This window comes from Pseudomonas sp. GM78 (assembly GCF_000282475.1).
Classification (GTDB): domain Bacteria; phylum Pseudomonadota; class Gammaproteobacteria; order Pseudomonadales; family Pseudomonadaceae; genus Aquipseudomonas.
In genome coordinates this window covers 39,409-57,227 of sequence record NZ_AKJF01000101.1, presented here as the reverse complement: position 1 = coordinate 57,227, position 17,819 = coordinate 39,409, and the positions used below count along the sequence as shown (strand labels likewise).

The 17,819-nt window shown below is 59.6% G+C and carries 12 protein-coding genes; 5 read left to right on the top strand and 7 right to left on the bottom strand.

The window, feature by feature from the left end; translation table 11 throughout:
* Positions 1-436 (bottom strand): peptide-methionine (R)-S-oxide reductase (gene msrB / locus PMI35_RS14190; RefSeq protein ID WP_008060594.1); only part of this gene is annotated, 436 nt, incomplete at its 3' end.
* A gap of 150 nt (positions 437-586) precedes the next feature.
* Here msrB and PMI35_RS14195 point away from each other — a divergent pair.
* The 5 genes from PMI35_RS14195 (at position 587) to PMI35_RS14210 (ending at position 6,664) form a co-directional block, all read left to right on the top strand.
* Entirely contained in the window at positions 587-1,306 is a 720-nt protein-coding gene (locus tag PMI35_RS14195; RefSeq protein ID WP_008060591.1) for a response regulator transcription factor, read from the top strand.
* Complete coding sequence (locus tag PMI35_RS14200; protein WP_008060589.1) at positions 1,303-2,823, top strand: sensor histidine kinase; 1,521 nt, start codon at positions 1,303-1,305, stop codon at positions 2,821-2,823. Before PMI35_RS14195 ends, PMI35_RS14200 begins: the two co-directional genes overlap by 4 nt.
* A 108-nt stretch (positions 2,824-2,931) precedes the next feature.
* Positions 2,932-3,948: an RHS repeat-associated core domain-containing protein gene (locus tag PMI35_RS34005; protein ID WP_008060587.1), complete on the top strand. Its 1,017-nt coding sequence runs from the start codon at positions 2,932-2,934 to the stop codon at positions 3,946-3,948.
* Between the two features lie 370 nt (positions 3,949-4,318).
* Positions 4,319-5,023 (top strand): hypothetical protein, encoded by a 705-nt coding sequence (locus PMI35_RS14205; RefSeq protein ID WP_008060585.1) that lies wholly within the window; start codon positions 4,319-4,321, stop codon positions 5,021-5,023.
* 222 nt (positions 5,024-5,245) lie between these two features.
* Positions 5,246-6,664, top strand: coding sequence for an aminotransferase-like domain-containing protein (locus PMI35_RS14210; RefSeq protein WP_008060584.1), 1,419 nt, complete (start codon positions 5,246-5,248; stop codon positions 6,662-6,664).
* A 78-nt stretch (positions 6,665-6,742) separates the two neighbouring features.
* Here the strand turns inward: PMI35_RS14210 and PMI35_RS14215 are convergent, their stop codons facing one another.
* The 6 genes from PMI35_RS14215 to PMI35_RS14240 form a co-directional block, all read right to left on the bottom strand.
* Positions 6,743-12,712, bottom strand: a complete 5,970-nt coding sequence (locus PMI35_RS14215; protein WP_008060582.1) for a DUF4329 domain-containing protein — start codon at positions 12,710-12,712, stop codon at positions 6,743-6,745.
* 217 nt (positions 12,713-12,929) lie between these two features.
* On the bottom strand, positions 12,930-13,730 hold the full coding sequence (locus PMI35_RS14220; RefSeq protein WP_008060580.1) for an N-acyl homoserine lactonase family protein: 801 nt from the start codon (positions 13,728-13,730) through the stop codon (positions 12,930-12,932).
* 14 nt (positions 13,731-13,744) lie between these two features.
* The gene (locus PMI35_RS14225) at positions 13,745-14,704 is read right to left on the bottom strand and encodes a diiron oxygenase (protein ID WP_008060569.1); all 960 of its coding nucleotides are present in this window, start codon (positions 14,702-14,704) and stop codon (positions 13,745-13,747) included.
* Between the two features lie 64 nt (positions 14,705-14,768).
* The gene (locus tag PMI35_RS14230) at positions 14,769-15,527 is read right to left on the bottom strand and encodes a TauD/TfdA family dioxygenase (RefSeq protein WP_008060567.1); all 759 of its coding nucleotides are present in this window, start codon (positions 15,525-15,527) and stop codon (positions 14,769-14,771) included.
* Positions 15,528-15,548: 21 nt separating this feature from the next.
* Positions 15,549-16,421, bottom strand: a complete 873-nt coding sequence (locus PMI35_RS14235; RefSeq protein ID WP_008060565.1) for a branched-chain amino acid aminotransferase — start codon at positions 16,419-16,421, stop codon at positions 15,549-15,551.
* Between the two features lie 31 nt (positions 16,422-16,452).
* Positions 16,453-17,805 (bottom strand): KamA family radical SAM protein, encoded by a 1,353-nt coding sequence (locus PMI35_RS14240; protein ID WP_008060563.1) that lies wholly within the window; start codon positions 17,803-17,805, stop codon positions 16,453-16,455.
* Positions 17,806-17,819 lie beyond the last annotated feature (14 nt).

Here is a 17,819-nt window from a genome sequence, read left to right as displayed (position 1 = left end):
CCCCGCCACAACGGCGGCAGTGCACCTCTTCGCGCACCATGCCGTAGGCACGGTCCTGACGGGTGGCCACGGCCTTGTCCAGCGGCGCCCAGAAACTCGGCCAGCCGGTGTGGCTGTCGAACTTGGTCGCCGATGAGAACAGCGGCAACTGGCAACCGGCACAGAGGAACGTGCCGTCGCGGTGCTCGTTGTTCAGCGGGCTGCTGTAAGCCCGTTCAGTGCCTTCTTCGCGGAGGATTTCATACTGTTCGTCGCTGAGGATGGCGTGCCATTCTCTGTCACTGTGGGTGACCTCGAACGCCTCGGCCGCGCTGGCATCACTGATCAGCGCAGTGCCTGTGGAGAATTTCGGCAACAGGCCGATCGCCAGGGCTGCAACGCCCAGCCCGCCGCTGGCGAAGAGGAATTGCCGGCGTGAAAAGCGTGGTGAAAGCATGGCCGTCTCCAAAAATTCCAGGGGTCTTTCATGGAGCACAGCCTAGTCTTGGCCTGATCGCCAAATCCTCACGGGAAGTTAAACAATTCGTGATAACTCGGGCCGCGAAAAACCCGCACAATGCGCTCATTGCGCCAAAGGATGAGCTGGATGGAACAGACCAAACGCGTCCTCGTGGTCGAGGATGACCTGCATATCGCCGACCTGATCTGCCTGCACCTGCGTGACGAGCAGTTCGAGGTGGTGCACAGCGCCGATGGCACTGAAGGCATGCGCCTGCTGCAGCAAGGCAACTGGGATGCGCTGATCCTCGACCTGATGCTGCCCGGTGTCGACGGCCTGGAAATCTGCCGCCGCGCCCGCGCCATGGCCCGCTACACGCCGATCATCATCACCAGCGCGCGCTCCAGTGAAGTGCACCGGATTCTCGGCTTGGAGCTCGGCGCCGACGATTACCTGGCCAAGCCGTTTTCCATGCTCGAACTGGTGGCCCGGGTCAAGGCGCTGCTGCGCCGGGTGGATGCCATGGCGCGCAACCTGAAGATGGACGCCGGCAGCCTGCTCATCGACGGCCTGGCCATCGACCCGATCACCCGCGAAGTGTCCCTCGATGGCCGGCGCCTGGACCTCACGCCCCGGGAGTTCGACTTGCTGTACTTTTTCGCCCGCCAGCCAGGCAAGGTGTTTTCGCGCATGGACCTGCTCAACGCCGTGTGGGGCTACAGCCACGAAGGCTACGAGCACACCGTCAACACCCACATCAATCGCCTGCGCGCCAAGATCGAGGCCGACCCGGCGCAACCGGTGCGCATCCTCACGGTCTGGGGCCGCGGCTACAAGTTCGCCACCGGGGAGGAATCGCCGCCATGAGGCTGACCCTGACACAGCGCCTGTCACTGGTGTTCGCCGTGCTGCTGCTGGTGTGCTGCGGCACCTCGGCGTGGCTGCAGGTGCGTTCCAACCAGATGCATGAACAGGAAGTGGTGCAAGGGCTGTCCCGGGACCTGGCACAGCACATTGCCCGCGACACGGTGTTGATGGACACCCAGGGCCTGATGCCCAATGCCGTGCGTGATCTGTTCAGCAAGCTGATGCAGGTCAACCCCAGTGTCGAGGTGTACCTGCTGGACACCGAGGGCAAGATTGTCGGCAGTGCCGCGCCCGAAGGCCGGATTCGGCGCGAGCGCGTCGACCTGGCGCCGATCCAGCGCCTGCTCCGGGGCGATGCCTTGCCGATTGCCGGTGACGATCCGCGCAGTGTCGATGCGCGCAAGGTGTTCAGCGCCGCGCCACTGAAGGTCGATGGCAAGGCCGTCGGTTATCTCTATGTAGTGCTGCTGGGTGAAGACCATGATCGCCTGGCCGAGCGCGGTGCCACCAGTGCGGCGCTCAATACCGCCCTGCTGTCCATCGGCCTGGTCGCGCTGCTGTGCCTGATTGCCGGCCTCACCGCCTTTGCGCTGATCACCCGGCCATTGCGCCGCCTCACCGAAACCGTCAGCCAGTTCGACATAGATGGCGTCCCCGTGACGCCGGCCCTGCCCGTCCCCCTGGAAAAAGCCGCCAGCCACGATGAGATCGCCGTACTCGACGCCGCGTTCCGGCAGATGCAGGCGCGCCTGGGCGAACAATGGCGCTCCTTGACCCGCCAGGACCAGGAGCGTCGCGAACTGGTGGCGAACATCTCCCACGACCTGCGCACGCCGCTGGCCTCCTTACACGGCTATCTGGAAACCCTGTCGCTCAAGGACGCCACGCTGTCCCCTGCCGACCGCCGTCGCTATCTCGGCATCGCCCTGGACCAGAGCCGCAAGGTCGGTGGTCTGGCGCAGTCGCTGCTGGAACTGGTGCGGCTGGAACATGGTTTTGTTCAGCCGGTGCTGGAGCGGTTTTCCCTGACCGACCTGGCCCAGGACATTTTCCAGAAATTCGAACTGACGGCTGAGGCGCGGCAGGTAGAGTTGAAGGCCACCTTCGCCCCTAACGTATCCGCAGCCTGCGCTGATCTGGGATTGATCGAGCGGGTGCTGACCAACCTGTTCGACAACGCATTGCGCCATACGCCGCCAGGTGGCGAGATCGAACTGGGTTTGCGTCCACAAGGGTCGTTCATTGAAGTGACGGTCAGCGACAGCGGCCCCGGTATCGCGCCTGAATTGCGCGAAGGTCTGTTTTTGCGGCCATTCAATATCGGCGGTGCACGACGTGATGGCGGGCTGGGGTTGCGGATCGTGCACCGCATCCTGCAATTGCATGGGCTTGAAATTCAGTTAATCGATGTGCCGGGGCGTGGGGCGACGTTTCGGTTTTCGTTGCCGATCGATGAACAGACCGCGTCGGGATTGGCGGTTCGGTCGATGAACCTCAATACACCACGGCAAGCCTGAATGGCTGTGGTGCCTGTCAGGACCCTATCAGTTCTGCTAGTAGCCAACGCTTGAAAAAGCTCCGAAGCTAAAGGTCCGGCTTTACCGACCCTGCACGGAGCTCAGCCAATGCCCATGTCACCTCGCGAAACCCTACTGTGTCGCTACCGCTACGACCCTCTGGACCGTTCGATAGACTGGGCGCCCGACCAACAGGCCAGCATTCAGCGCTTTCACTGCAAAAATCGCCTGGCCACCGAAATCCAGGGGGCGGCGAAGTGCAGCGTCTTGCAGCATGGTGACCAGGTGTTGGCGCAGCAGCGACACACGGGGGACAAAGTCGACACTGCCTTGCTGGCGACCGATCAACAGCGTTCGGTGTTGAATGCACTCGACGCGACGCAACCCCATGCCCTCGCCTACACTCCCTACGGCCATCGCCCTCTCGGAAACGGATTGCTCAGCCTGCTCGGCTTCAACGGCGAACGGCCGGACCCGGTCACCGGGCATTATCATTTGGGCAATGGCTATCGACAGTTCAACCCGACGTTGATGCGGTTTAACAGCCCGGATAGTTGGAGTCCGTTTAGGGAGGGTGGAGTCAATGCTTATATGTACTGTGGCGCAGATCCGATAAATCGGAGCGATCCGACCGGGCATTCTTTTTTGCGTCTATTGACACAAGTATCACTGGAACTAGCAAAACCAAAAAAGCCAGCAGAAACATTAGCGCTTGCAGCTGCTGGAGCTTTAACATTTTCAGGCGCGGCAGTCGGCATTGCAGGGGGGATCACTAACAACAAGGATATGTTAACAGGTGGATTAGTCGCTGCTGGAGCCTTCTTTACTCTTTCAACTATCGCTCAGTCTGTCTTAATGACTTTTAGGATATTCACTCGTCCGCCCAAGATACCACGTCGACTTTCGCAGCCCGCCCCCCCACCACCACCGAATTATGAATCAGTTATGGAACTTGACGTCCCACCACCGAATTATAGTTCAGCTATGGAAAATTACGGCCCACCACCGAGTTATGATTCAGTTAATTCGCCCTCGCAAACACCGACAAGACAACGTTCAGAAAAGTTTCCTGGAACCCTTAACAATTCGCTGCAAGGGTACATTAGTATTCGTCGATCTACGTAGACCTGTTTAGATTACCGTTGGCAGCAATGTTTACTGCCTCGATTATCTGGGCTTGTGCCACCCGGCGGTCATCAACATCAGCCGCCGGTTTGAGTTTCAGGTGCTCTGACAAGATCGAAAGTTGCGTTGACCTCACTATCGCTTCGCGAGCATGCTCGCGATGGACTTCAACGATAACGCTGGCAGCCTGACGCCCCGCGGTGTTCTGTCGTCCATCGCGAGCAGGCTCGCTCCTACAGAGAGGCAAAAAATTGACCAGCCGCCTGTTGCTCCGTGACAACCGCGCCCCGGTCCAATAGATTAGTCGGCCTGAAAAAGCCCCCCGGGCTTTCTCGCCTCTATTCAAGTTCAAAGAAGTAGTGAAATTTCAATGTCCGATTCCAACACCGCTGAATCCGTAGTCACCTTGTCGTCCAAAGCGGAATACGAAAACTCCATCAATCTTTCACAGCATGTGCCACAGGCCAAGACCATCAGCGAGATGGTCCTGGACGCTTTCCAGTCCACCCGCGAAAGCGAGCAGATCCGCGAGCTGCGCGCCGCGATCCGCCAGGCCCACGACAGCTTCGACGATGACAAGGCCTACGAACTGATGGGTGAGCTCAAGCAGCTCAAGGACGCCGAGGCCGCCGACATCGCCGCCCTAGAAGACCTGAGCAGCAAGTTCCCGATCAGCCGCATCCTGTCCAGCTTCAAGGACGACCCGGCGTTCCAGGAAATCGTCTACGGCCTGGCCCTGAAGGTGCTGAACCAGACCCACCAGGCCATCAGCAACCCGAGCGGCGGCAAGAGCAAAGCCGCCAAGGCGAAAAAAGAACTCGAAGTGTTCACCATCAGCAAGGACGGCATCAGCGTCACCTTGCCGTTGCGCACCCCGCGCTCGCGCCTGAACGTCGACCGTGAAGCCCTGGAGTTCCTCGGTTTCACCTTCGTTGGCGAAGGCGATGAAGCGGAGCTGGAAAGCGAAACGTTCCTGGACAACAACGGCACCGAACAGGCGATCAACCGCAAGAACATCATCACCGCGCTGCAACAACAGACCGCCTTCGATGGCTTCACTATCGCCGCGCAGTAACACGCCCGCGCCCCGAATGCTTCGCTAGTTCAAGCATCCCCCAAGCCCCGCCCTCGTGCGGGGCTTTTTATTGCCTGCGATTCAGGCAAGTCCGCGACTACTGTTCCAGTATCAAAACAACATCACACTTCCCTTAACCCTTGAGCACCATGGGTCCGCCTGCGGGGAGCGTCAACTCACTGTCCAGATCAGGACCTCAGTGGTGCAATTGCTGAGGCCTGTATGAACACACTTCCCCTGTACCGTCAGTTAGCCAACCACTACCTCGACGCGATCCGCAGCGGCACCTTGAAAACCGGCGAACGCTTTCCCTCCATCCGCCTCATGATGGAGAAGCACGCCGTCAGCCTGTCGACTGCGGTGCAAGTGTGCCGGGAGCTGGAGGGCCAGGGTGTGCTGGAGGCGCGCCCGCGCTCGGGCAACTACATCCGCCAGCCCGACACCCCGCCCCGCCCCATTCCCCTGGTGGTGCCGGATGCCGGTGCGTATGTGGGCATTCACCAACAGGTGTCGTCGGTGCTCAAGGCCAGCCAGCGCGCGACCATCAAGGTCAATTTCGCCAGCCCCTACTGCGCGCCGCAACTCTACCCGCTGAAAATCCTCCAGGACCACATGGCCAAGGCGTTGCGCCAGGACCCGCAGTTGCTGGGGAGGACCGGGCCAACCTGCGGCAACCTGGCACTGCGCAACATCCTCGCCCGCCGGGCCTTGACCTGCAAAACCCAGCTGAGTGCAGAGCAGATCGTGATCACCAACGGCGCATCTGAGGCCCTGAACCTGGCCCTGCGCGCCGTCACCCAACCGGGCGATACCGTCGCTGTCGAGTCGCCGACTTTCCACGGCCTGCTGCAGATTCTCGAAAGCCTGAGCCTGCGCGTGCGGGAGGTGCCGGCGACGGCGCACTGCGGGATCAATCTGATTGCCCTGGAGCAGATACTACGCGGCCCCGAGCGGATCCACGCCTTGATTGTCATGCCCAATCTGCAAAACCCGCTAGGCAGTATCATGCCCGACTCGCACAAGGCACGACTGGTGCAGCTGTGCTCCGAACACGGCACGGTGCTGATCGAAGACGACACCTATGGCGACCTGGTGGACACCGAGCAACCGCTGTCCACGCTCAAACACTGGGACCGCAGCGATAACCTGATTTACTGCGCCTCCCTGAACAAAACCCTAGCCCCCGGCGTGCGCCTGGGCTGGATCAGCGCCGGCAGGTGGCATGACCGCGTGGAGATGCTCAAGCACAGTCAATCGAGGGGCTGCGAGACGCTGTCGCAGTTGGCGGTCAGTGCCTTCATGAAGACCCCGTCCTACGAACGTTACCTGCGGCGGCTGAGGAAGACCCTTATGCAGCAGCGCCAGCAGATCAGCAGCGCGATCCTGCAGCATTTCCCCCCAGGTACTCGCGTCACTGAGCCTCGGGGCGGCACGCTGTTATGGGTGGAACTGCCATCCGGCTACTCATCGATGGGCTTGTTCCACGAGGCGTTGAAGAGGGGGATACAGATTTTGCCTGGGGATATCTTTTCCAACACCCCAGGGTTTGCTCATTGCCTGAGAATAGGCTGTGGCACGCCATTTTCGCCGCAGATCGAGCAGGCGCTGGCAACTTTGGGTCAGTTACTCGAACAGCCCTGATCAGGTCCTGAAGCGCGGCGCGCTGCAAGCCCCTCCCTTTCAAACACGGGAGGGGCTCATTGTGAAGCGCGCCCCCATTCAGGAAGGATTCGAGTCTCCTCTCCTGCTTAATTCGCGAATCTCTTTCGTGGCGAGTTGGCCACGCGGTTGCCAGAATTTATCAGGTTCCAGAACGTAGAACCTGCCCCGTTTCGCCAGAGTCCCGAGAACTTCCTGGAGTTTGGAACGGGTGACGCCGTTTTCCACGTCTTGCCAATCGTTGAACAAGACTTCGCTTTCGTTCGTGGAATAACCGGGTGCATACGCAAGCAAGGCGCCGTTTCGAGGGGTCAGGTAGTAGCGGGCATCAGGGACGTTATCCACTCTCAACTTGTCTATGACTGCGCGAATTTCACCGTGTGCAATGAAATTGCGGTACAGAGCTTTTTCATAATGAGTGCTGAAATTATGCGGGGTGTCGTCCAGCTTGTAGATTTGCTGCACCCCCATGACCTCGTATCCGGTGGGATACTTGTTGGAGGCTGGAAGGCTGGTGTTCATGACCCCGGAAAAGAGACGGCGATAAGCCTCACCGAGCACCACGCTGGAGCCGGTATCGTTCAACGGCTGAACAGCCACAAAAGTGTGAGTGGCTTCGTTCCTCAGAATCGCCCCCAGATAGGCTTTGCCGTGATAAACCCTTCTCAGGCGCCACACCTGGCGCGCAGCATCGTCCGGGTGCAAGCACAGGGGTCCCAGTGGCAATCGTTCATTATTGGATACGTACGATGATATTTGCCGGGGCTGCCAGTTGAAGATCGCACGCCCCGTGGAGGCCCATACCGGGCTGCTGACCAACACACTGAGATAACCGGCCGCTATGACTTTGCGGATGTATTGCGCGGGGTCCCCATCCTCTTGCAGGGTTTTCACATAGGCCCTCAACCCGCTGCCAAACTGCAGATCGCTGTCCAGGCGTACGGCCTCGTATTTGAGCAAGGCGCCATCGGCGCAAGACAGGTACAGCGGCTGGAACCTGAGTGCCTGCCCCGGAATACCGACGGCCGCCAAGGCTGTCGCCAATACCGACGGCGGAACAAAACTGTAGTACACATCGTGACTCGGCAGTTCATCAGGCTGTCGCGCCGGCGCGCACACATAGAGCCCCTGCACCGTATACCCGGTGGGCAGTACTCCATTGGGAAATACCCGGTCGAACGCAAACTTCAGCTCATCAGCTACGACCGGCAAACTTGTCACGAAATGGCCGCGACGCGACGACTTCAGGATCAAGCCATAGGACATATGTTCACGCCTGCCCGCACGCTCATGGGCGTAATGCACGGCATCATCCATATGTTCAAACGTCGGGCTCAATGTCCGATCAACCAAGGCAAATCGGGCAGTCTCGGGGCTGGAGTATCCAGACGTCAGCGGCTGCCAGCCGGCATGCAGTTTCTGGACAGGGCCCCAGAGGTTGGAACTCTCCAGTACATGCACTGCTGCGGCCTTGACCAACTGAGTGACGAATTCCGTGGGGGTGGCAGCGCCATTGCGAATTCGCCGTTCGATCAAGTTGCTCCAAGGATCATGGGGGGAATCGGTGGAGGGCGCGAGTTGGTTTTCCAGCAGTGTGACGCGGGCTGTCAACTCGTTCTTGAGCGACGTAGTCAACAGATCCCGGTCCTCATCAAGCAAAGTGAAACTGATCAGTGAACCATCCGGGCCGAACAGGTACTCATGGTTCCAGAGCTGAGACGAAGCGAGCGCCGTTGACAGCACCTCGGTAGAAAGCAAGTTGCGATAAACGCCCTTCTCCAACCCCGTTAACTGGAACGGATACTCCGTGAGTGCGCGCGAGCGATAGCGGCCTACGATTGAACATCCCGGGGCTCGCAGGCCCTTGCTGAAATGTTCGTCCGGTAAAATCCAGACGGGATCGAAGTTCTCTGTCGGTACCTCCATAGGCTCGGTTGCAACGAACAAGCCGTCGATACTTCTGAGAATCAGCCCCCCGTAAATTTTGTCGCGCCGATTACCCAGCAATCGATAGGCGTACCGGACGGCATCGGCTTCGCAGATGAACGCCGGGCTCAGGGCTCGCCGGATGTTCTGTGGGTAAGGCTCCCAATCCTCCGTCAACCTGGCGGTACCCTGCTCGCCCCAGAATTCGTTGGGCACCACGACGGTCAGCCAGCTCAGGGTGGCCACCCGGGTGACAAAGTCCTTTGGCAACAACTGACCACTGGCCAGCTGCGTATGAACATCCTCGGCCGCTCCCGAGGGCTGAATCCGGGCGTCGAACAGGGTCGTTGAATCAGGTGTCTGATACTTCAGAAGCGCCTTGTCCAGGGTCGAGATGTAAACCTGCAACCCTGCAGTCGCGTCCTTGGGCTTCCTGCGTCGAGCTTCAAAAAAGGCCTTATACAGGTCGCTCGAAGAAATGAAGTGCTGCGCCAACCAGGCCTCGGTCGAACCGAGCCCCTTGGGCATCCATTGCCGCGCATGAAAAAGGCCGTTCAGGTCGAAATCCTGTGGATACTCGAAGCCTCCGGTTTCATGAGTACGGAACAGGCTCGCCAGAGAAAAGAGTGCCTGCTTGTCGCTGGCAGTCACCGTTTCGCTGACGATGTACTCCTCTTTACTTTTATGCTTGAGGATAAATCCAAAACAGGTCTGGTCCGGGCCGTGCCGCCGTACCCGCTGATGGGCATCCTTGGCGGCAGCGTCCATGCTGGCAAATATCGCCCCAAAAGCCACCTGCTCGGGCACCGCACGGTCCTTGGCCGAGGGGAAGGCTTTCCAGTATTCGGGAACCATTCCCGGCGCGCCCCACAAGTCACTCTCAACGACGACCCGCAAGCCACCCGCATCGGCCAGTTGTTTGACTACGTCTTCAGGCACCAGCGCACCGCTCGCCAGATCCTGTGCGAGCAGACTGCCCTGCGGCCCGGGCGCAACTTGCTTGAGCAGCGCACTTTCAGTCGTGGAACCACTGCAGTCATAGGCGATCAGGGAGTCTTCAGCCGTGGATAGATAGGCCAATGAAACACTATGGCGGTTCTGCACAATGGTGTGGATATCCACATCGGTGAACATCTGCGCATCAATGCATGCCTGCTGCCGAGTCCATGAGTAGCGTTGCATCTTGTCCGGGTCATACATCGACAAAGCCAGGCACGAGGCATACACGCCATAAAGAACATGCCGCTCAGGCAGTATCGCTTTCCCGGAAGCATCCACAGGGTAGATGGCGCCTGGTGTGAATCGTCCGAACTTGAAGTTGTCGAGCGGCTCGGTCACAACAAACCGCTGATCCTGACGTTGCAGGATATAGCCACTGAACTCGTAGTCGCGCTGATTGCCGATACGTTCGTGCGCATAACGAGCCGCATCATCTGCCGTGAGAAATGACGGGCTCAAGACGGGTTTCGGATGCAGCGCAAAAGGCTGCCAGTTCTGATCCACAGAGCCCGCTACATCCCAGAGCCTGCCCGTCTGAATCACCGACATCTCGCCCGCTGCTGCCACCCGTTTTACGAACGCCGAAGGCGTCAGTGTTCCCGAGAGCAAATCGGCTTGATCACCGTTGTCCGTGACGATTCCATGCGGATTAACCGCATACAACTGGTTCTCCTGTGCGGATTGGGAGAATACGTACTTCAACTGCGCGCGATCGCGGGTGCTTATGTAGAGCGCAAACCCAGTCGGTTTCCCGACTCGGGAGGTGCCGACTGCCAATGCGAAATCCGTGGGAGAAACAAAACATTCGTAAACCCACTTTTCTTCACGTGCCGAACTGGCGTCAGGCAAAGACAGGTAGCAAATACTCTGCAGGGCATAGCCCTCGGGGAGTTTGAACTTCCCGGCATCATCGACAGCGAAGGCATGCAGGGGCGAAAACAACGGCAATGCACTGTTGGCGGCATCGATGACGGCCGGATCGGTGACCACGTACTCTTCGACCTGGGAGTTCTTGAGGATAAAAGCAACTTGCCTGACCGTGGGTTTTGCCAACATCTGGTCATGGGCAAATTGCGCGGCCGTTTCTGCATCCTGAAAGACCCAGCTGAGCGCGGGGGCGACAGGTGACGCGGAGTCAAAAGGCTCATAGGCAACCCACGCCGTTGGCACTTTTCCGCGCGAGCCTCTCCAGGCCCGATTCGAAACGATGACGCTGAGCTCACCGGTCCTCACCAGTTTTTTAACCAGTTGTTCTGTCGACCCATCATACCCATCGAGCTGTTTACCGATGGTATGGTCACCCGCCAACGCGGCAGCCAAAAGATTCTTGAAGTTGAGTTCTTCCTGGGAGCGACTGCACACATATTTGATCAACGAGCCGCCAGCACCTGAATGATAGAGCGCGGGTACGGCGGTCTGTGAAGCGATGCCGGCTATGGCGCCAATCGAGGGCATGCTCACATACAAATTGATCTCATCCTCCGACCAGGAAGGGTTCAGCTCTTTGACCCGAGCCTGGGTCTGGGCATTGGCAAGGTATTGCCCCTTGTATCGATAACCGGGAAGTTCAATCAGTTTGCTCGATACACCCCCTGCATGGGGGAGCCCCCAACCCTCAAGCCATTGTTCCGATCGCACCGGCTGCGTGGCAAAAAACTTGCCGTCCGAACGCTCAAGCACATAACCCAGACAGTCATGAGTTCGCACATCACCCAACTGTTCGTGGACATGACGAGCAGCATCGTCGGCCGATAGAAAGGCCGGGCCCAGCGCTTGGTGAATACGCTCGAAAGGCCGCCAGTTCTGCTCCACAACCCCCGTTTTATCCCACACGTCGCCAGTTTCCACGACGGTCAACCTGCCGGCAGCAGCCACCTTGAGGACAAAGTCGAAAGCGCTCAAGGTTCCAGCCTTCAGTTCGTTGTGCAAGGTCGTGCCTTGTGCCGACAGCAGTGCTGTTTCGGCAGCGGATCCAGAGCATTGGTAACTCAACAGCGCGTTGCCCTTGGCCCGCATATGCAGGGTCAACCCGCGCTGGCTATCCAGCAGATAGGTGTCGGTACGCGACTGAGCGATCGCCGCCGCGAGCTCCTGCGGGGAAAAGAAGTTGTCATACAGCCAGGCTTGCCTGGGAGGCCGTTGCGCCGCGACCGGTCGAGACCGATAGTAGATGCCGTCGAGCCTGAAGTTGGAAGGCAGCTTCGGCCCGCCATTGGCACGCTGGGGGAATAGTTCGATCGGCGAAAACAACGGTGTAAGGGCGCTCAGCGGTTGGGTGGCGACATATTCATCCTTGCCTACCGCCTTGAGGATGAACCCCATGCAGCCGTCATCGGATGGGGTACCGTCAAAGCCCAGTACAGCGTCGACGGCCTTGGCCGACTGATCGAACACGCGTGTGCAGAAGGGTTGTTCCGTGGGCGTCCGGGAGGTCGTCACAGGCGTGTTCAAGGTCCATTGCGGGTGAATCTGGCCTCTGCGTCCGCCCCATACTGTGTTGGGCACAACAACGCCCAGGGTTCCCGCCTGCGCCAACTCGTGAATCGGCCCTTCAAAATTCGCGAATGAGTCAGGCGCTCGTCCCTCCCTGATGGTTTTCGCTACCTGATCCTCCGCAGCGGATCCGCTGCTCACATATTTAAGCAGGCAGTTCTCAGCCCCTGATAAATAGTGAGCCGGGGCAAAAGCCCTGTGATGGATGATGAAGTACTTGTCGGCTTCCGAATAGAAACTCATGACCACGGCAATAAAGTCATCGGAGAACGACGGGTTAGCCTCTTTTACCTTGGCAGTGTGTGCTGGATGTGAATGATAAAAGGCATAGCACTTGAAGCCGGCAGGGTGGACGAAGTTGCCTTGCGCATCCGTCGACATCATCGTTTGATGATCAAATAATACGGTATCGCCCGCGATAGGCAGGGTCGCAAAGAAGCGACCGTCTTCATGCCGAAGAATGGCGCCGCCATACTCCCGGTCCCTTTTATTGCCAATGGCCTCATGAGCAAACCGCGCCGCATCGTCCGCACTGATGAAAGGCGGGCTGAGTGCGGGCAATTTGACGGTGACATTGGCTGTACGTTTGACGCGAGCTAACGAGTTTTCCATAACGTAATCGTCCGTGAATGTAGAAGATCTCGATGTCGTCACCTCAGGCGTGGTACCTGAGAAAACACACATTCCATGATCATCAATCGTCATTCACGGCAGCGGTATATATGTATTCGCTGAAAAATATTTGTGCGCCCCCGTAGGAGCTGCCGCAGGCTGCGATCTTTTGATTCTGAAAAAACAAGATCGCAGCCTCCGGCAGCTCCTACAGAAGTTAGCGTGGAGGTTGGTGCAGGCAGATGATGTGCGGATCGTCGTTCCAGTGCGGGAAACGCTCGGCTATCAAGGGGTCGTGCCCGGGGATGACGTGGTCTGCACTATCGGCCAGGCGATCGATTTCACTGAACGCTTCGAGCGACTGCGCCAGGTCATCGATGATTGGAAACGGACTACGCTCGCGGATGTTCACCCAAAGGTGCGCAGCGTCCGACGCCAGCACGATCCAGCCCCGTTCGGTGTTCACCCGCACTACCTGGCTACCCGGTGTATGACCACCCACCGCGTGCAGTGTGACGCCAGGCAGCACCTCCACCGTGCCGTTGTGCAAACGCATCCTGCCTTCGAACAGCGGCGGCAGCGCCGACATCACATCCTCGACCTCATAGGTCTTGTTCACCGTGTGATGGGCCATCTTCGGCCCGGTGCAGAAGCGCAACTCGGCTTCCTGCAAATGCACCGTAGCCTTGGGAAACAGCCCCAGGTTGCCGGCGTGGTCCCAGTGCAGGTGCGTGAGGATCAGGTGCTCGACCTGCGCCGGATCGATGTCCAGTTGCCGCAGGGAATCTTCCGGCAGGCGATACATCTGCCGGTTGCGCCGGTCCGCCGTGGCCGGTTGAAAACAGGTGTCGACCACGATCACCTGGTGCTCGTTGCGAATGACCCAGAAGTAATAGTCCAGCGGCATCGGCGCATTCGGGTCGCCACAGCAGGCGTCGTAGAGGAAGTTCTCCCGGGCGGTGCGCTGCGCGTTGGCGCCGACACGGATGGCGAACACTTCGTACATGGGAATGGACATGGACACCTCCGGGTTCAGGCGGCTGCGGTGGCTTTGAGGGTCGGGCGAAAATCGAAGTCGATCTGCTCGCTGATGCCCAGGTCGTGTGCCAGCTTATGCAGGCCACTGTAGTCGCGCATGATCGTCGCGTTCCGGTTGCTCTCGCGGGTGTCGGCAATGATCGACGCGGCGTCCTCGACCCCGAGCTGCGTGAGGATCGCCTCCCACATCGAGTAGTCCTGGGCGATGAAGGCACTCAACGCCACCGACAGGTTGCGGGCGAAAAATTCCCGCTGGACCGGCTGCATGTTGGCGTACATCACCTTGGCCACCTCGGCCAGCACCTTGCTGTGGGCGTATTCGTCGCGGTTGTGCAGTTCGGCCACGCGACGGTTTTGCGGCTGGATGGTCTGGTCGTCCGCCAGCAGGTCGAGATAGGCATTGACGCTGATCTCGGCCACCACCGCGAAGGTGATCGCCGCCAGGTCCCGCTGCCATGGCTCGGACAACTCCTCGTGCAGGGCCTTGAGGCGCAGGTAAGTCACCGATGGCGGCAACTGCAGATCCTGCTCCAGTGCGCGATCCAGCTTGGTCCGCTCGATGGCCCGCAGGTGCATGAGGGTGTGGTAGTGCTCGTCGATCAGGGTCTGCTGCATCGCTTCGCGAAAATGCCAGTCGTCCTTGCCCAGGTACTGATTGGCGAGGACGCTCAACGCCGGGTTAACCACATGCTCCTCGGCGGTGACGGTGCGCAGGTTGTAGCCGATCCAGCCCCAGGTCACCACCTTGCTTTTGAGCTCATCACTCAAGGCCTGGAATTTCGGATGATGGAAAAACGGCACCATGCACTCCGGGTAATCCGGGCGTGCCGGGTCGAACACTTCGTTGATCTGGGCCCTGTCCGGCGAACACACCGCGGCGCGTTTGGTCCAGGCCTGATTGAGCCGTACGATCAGTTGATGATCGACCTGGGCGATCTCGATTGCTGTTTGCATGACGCGATACCTGTAGAACGCGTACCCCTGGGGGTACGCGGAAAAAAGAAGGGCGACGGAAAAATCAGGCCAGCCAGTAGCGGGTCAGGTTGCGCGCCGGGTCAGTGTATCGGCTGCGGGCATGAATCATCCGCCAGTTGTCCCAAATCAGCATGCATCCGTCGGGAATCAGCACCGGGATGTTGTGTTCGACGAAGTACGCTTCGCCAAGTACGGCAAACCGGGCCAGCGGCGAGTCGTTGTTGTTGACCTGTGATTGCTGCAAGGCTTCCTTCGACGGATTCACATCGCCGTAGTGAAACTGGTTGTAGCTGAAGCGGAAAATATCGCCCTCCTCGGTCGGTGTCAGGATGTACTCCCTGACCCGGGTTTGCGCCGGCTCGCCGGGCTTGGCCGTGGCGACGAATTCCACCGGCGTGTCGTCAAGCCACTCGCGTAGTTCCGGCTCGGATTGCTCCAGCGACTTCAAGAACGCATACCCGTCCACCAGCCCCGTGTGACCGCCACCGCAGGTCGCCTGTTTATGGCAATGCAGCGCCAGGTAACGCGGTGGCGGGCCGTACACCGGCGCTTCGGTGTGCGGGCCGATGCCGTTCATGCTCTGGGAGTACGGCAAGTCCTCGTAGCCCGGCTTGCGGGTGATGGCGAACGCTATCTGGCCATTGAACTGCGGAATGATCGGGCCGAACTCATGCAGTGTTCCTGCTACATCGTGGGCAAATTCCCCTGGGGTCAGCACAGTCCAGCCACGATTTGACAACTCTTCATGGCGATGGCCCAGCGAAACATAAGGTTTGGACGCAACAATCCCTTGGTCTGACATGGTGAGTTTCCTGGCGGTTTATCAGGCGTTTACGGTTGAGGTGTAAGCGGCAATCAATTCACTGCAGGCGCTGCCCGGTCGGTATCGCTGTTCATCAATGCTCTGTACCGGGGTGATTTCGGCGGCGGTGCCGGTAAGAAAACACTCGTCGAAGTCGCCCAGTTCCGTGGGCAGGATCGTGCGTTCGATGACCTGATAATCCAGCGCCCGGGCCAACTCGACGACGGTCTGGCGGGTAATGCCGTCGAGGAAGCAATCAGGCACCGGCGTATGCAAGGTCCGCCCCTTGGCGAAGAACACGTTGGCGCTGGTGGCTTCGGCGACATGGCCGCGCCAGTCGAGCATCAAGGCGTCGTGATAGCCGTTGTTTTCGGCGTCGTGCTTGCTCAGCGTGGCGATCTGGTAGTGCCCGGACGCCTTGGCTTCGAACGGGCTGCTGCTGGGCGGCGGACGGCGCCAGGTGGCGGTCTTCAGGCGGATGCCGGCCATGCGCGCCGCCGGGTCGAAATAGCTCGGCCATTGCCAGCAGGCGATCGCCACATGCACGCGATTGAACCGCGCCGACGTGGAAATCATCTCACTGCCGCGCCAGGCCACCGGCCGCAAATAGCCGTCGACCACATTGTTACGTTGCAGCAATTGCTGGCTGGCCGCTTCCAGCTCGTCGAGTTCGAACGGGAGGGCGAAATCCATCAACTGTGCCGAGCGATACAACCGCTCGGTGTGTTCGCGCAGTTTGAAGATCTTGCCGCTGTACACGCGCTCGCCCTCGTACACCGTGCTTGCGTAATGCAAGCCGTGGGTCAGCACATGCAGGCGCGCCTGGGACCACTCGACGAACTCGCCATCGAGCCAGATCAATCCTTCGCGCTGATCAAACGGGATACCGCTCATGTCCTTGTCTCCCCAGTCATCAAGTGTCGTCCTAGGCTGTTTGCAGCAGAACCGGTATCAACTCCGGCGCGGGTGCCAGCAAACGCTCAGGCTCGGTCTGAAAGAAAAAACCGCGTTCACCAAAGGCCGGGCGCAGCTCGTCGAACCAGGTCGCCTGCGGATCGAAGCGTGCATAGAAGGTCCGCAATACCCATTGCGGGTCCCGGGCCTGGAGGAACTGCAGCACGAAGACTTTTTCCCCGGCGACGGTCTCGATGCCGTTGATCAAGACCTTGCCGTAGAAGGTGCTCATCGACGGCCCGCGCACCGTTCGCGCCAGTCCAGACACTGTGCGGTACGCCGCCTGGAAGATCTCGAACGCCCGGGCCAGCGGCATCGCGAAGTAGTGGCTGGGGCCAGTGTCGCGCTCGACGAACATGTAATAGGGCACCGCCCCGAGCCTTACGCCTTCGGTCCAGAGGTCCGCCCAATCGGCGGGGTTTTCGTTGATATGGCGGATCACCGGCGCCTGCATGCGCAGGGTCGCGCCCGTGGAGCGAATGCGTTCGACGGCCTGCCGGGCGATGTCCTGGCGAATCTCCACCGGGTGGTTGTAGTGGCCCATGATCGACAGGTTCTTACCCGCCGCGACGATCCGCCGGAACAGTTCGAGCAACTCGTCTGCATCCTTGTCACTGACAAACCGCTGCGGCCAGTACGCCACCGACTTGGTGCCGATGCGGATGCTCTTGAGATGCGCCAGCGCCAGCAGCGGCTCGATGTACCCCGCCAGCGAGCGGGTGTTCATGATCAGTGGATCGCCACCGGTGATCAGCACGTCGGTCACTTCCGTGTGCACGCGCAGGTAGCTCAGCAGTTTCTGGGATTCCCGCGCGTTGAACTTGAGCTCCTCCTCGCCGATGAACTGCGCCCAGCGGAAACAGAAGGTGCAGTACGCATGACAGGTCTGACCGGCACCGGGGAAAAACAGCACGGTCTCGCGATACTTGTGCTGGATGCCCGGCAGGACCTTTCCATCGAGGGTCGCACCGTTGTGCGTCAGCTGCCCGGCCGGATGGGGGTTCATGCGCAGCCAGATCGCCTCGATGCGCCGCTTGATCGCAGCGGCGTCATCCTGTTCGATCAGGTGCTTGAGCGAGGCATATTCATCGGCCAGCAACATGTCCCTGTGGGGAAAGGTCATGCGGAAAATCGGATCGTCCGGGATGTTGTTCCAGTCGATCAGCGTTCCCAGCACGTATTCGTTGGTGCGAAACGGCATGACCCGGGCCACGACCGTCATGGCTTCCTGCAGCTCAGGCGTCAACCTGTGCCAATACGGTGTGTCGCGAATGGTGCGAGCGTTATAGGGTTTGTAGCGTTCGTGCTCCGACAGTCCTTGCATGGCAGCGCTCCTGG

Bases quoted from the DNA above. Each gene is read 5' to 3' on its own strand.
- PMI35_RS14195 (WP_008060591.1), top strand. From the start codon at position 587: ATGGAACAGACCAAACGCGTCCTCGTGGTCGAGGATGACCTGCATATC.
- PMI35_RS14205 (WP_008060585.1), top strand. From the start codon at position 4,319: ATGTCCGATTCCAACACCGCTGAATCCGTAGTCACCTTGTCGTCCAAA.
- PMI35_RS14225 (WP_008060569.1), bottom strand. From the start codon at position 14,704: ATGCAAACAGCAATCGAGATCGCCCAGGTCGATCATCAACTGATCGTA.
- PMI35_RS14220 (WP_008060580.1), bottom strand. From the start codon at position 13,730: ATGTCCATTCCCATGTACGAAGTGTTCGCCATCCGTGTCGGCGCCAAC.
- PMI35_RS14235 (WP_008060565.1), bottom strand. From the start codon at position 16,421: ATGAGCGGTATCCCGTTTGATCAGCGCGAAGGATTGATCTGGCTCGAT.
- PMI35_RS14215 (WP_008060582.1), bottom strand. From the start codon at position 12,712: ATGGAAAACTCGTTAGCTCGCGTCAAACGTACAGCCAATGTCACCGTC.
- PMI35_RS14240 (WP_008060563.1), bottom strand. From the start codon at position 17,805: ATGCAAGGACTGTCGGAGCACGAACGCTACAAACCCTATAACGCTCGC.
- PMI35_RS14200 (WP_008060589.1), top strand. From the start codon at position 1,303: ATGAGGCTGACCCTGACACAGCGCCTGTCACTGGTGTTCGCCGTGCTG.
- PMI35_RS14210 (WP_008060584.1), top strand. From the start codon at position 5,246: ATGAACACACTTCCCCTGTACCGTCAGTTAGCCAACCACTACCTCGAC.
- PMI35_RS34005 (WP_008060587.1), top strand. From the start codon at position 2,932: ATGCCCATGTCACCTCGCGAAACCCTACTGTGTCGCTACCGCTACGAC.
- PMI35_RS14230 (WP_008060567.1), bottom strand. From the start codon at position 15,527: ATGTCAGACCAAGGGATTGTTGCGTCCAAACCTTATGTTTCGCTGGGC.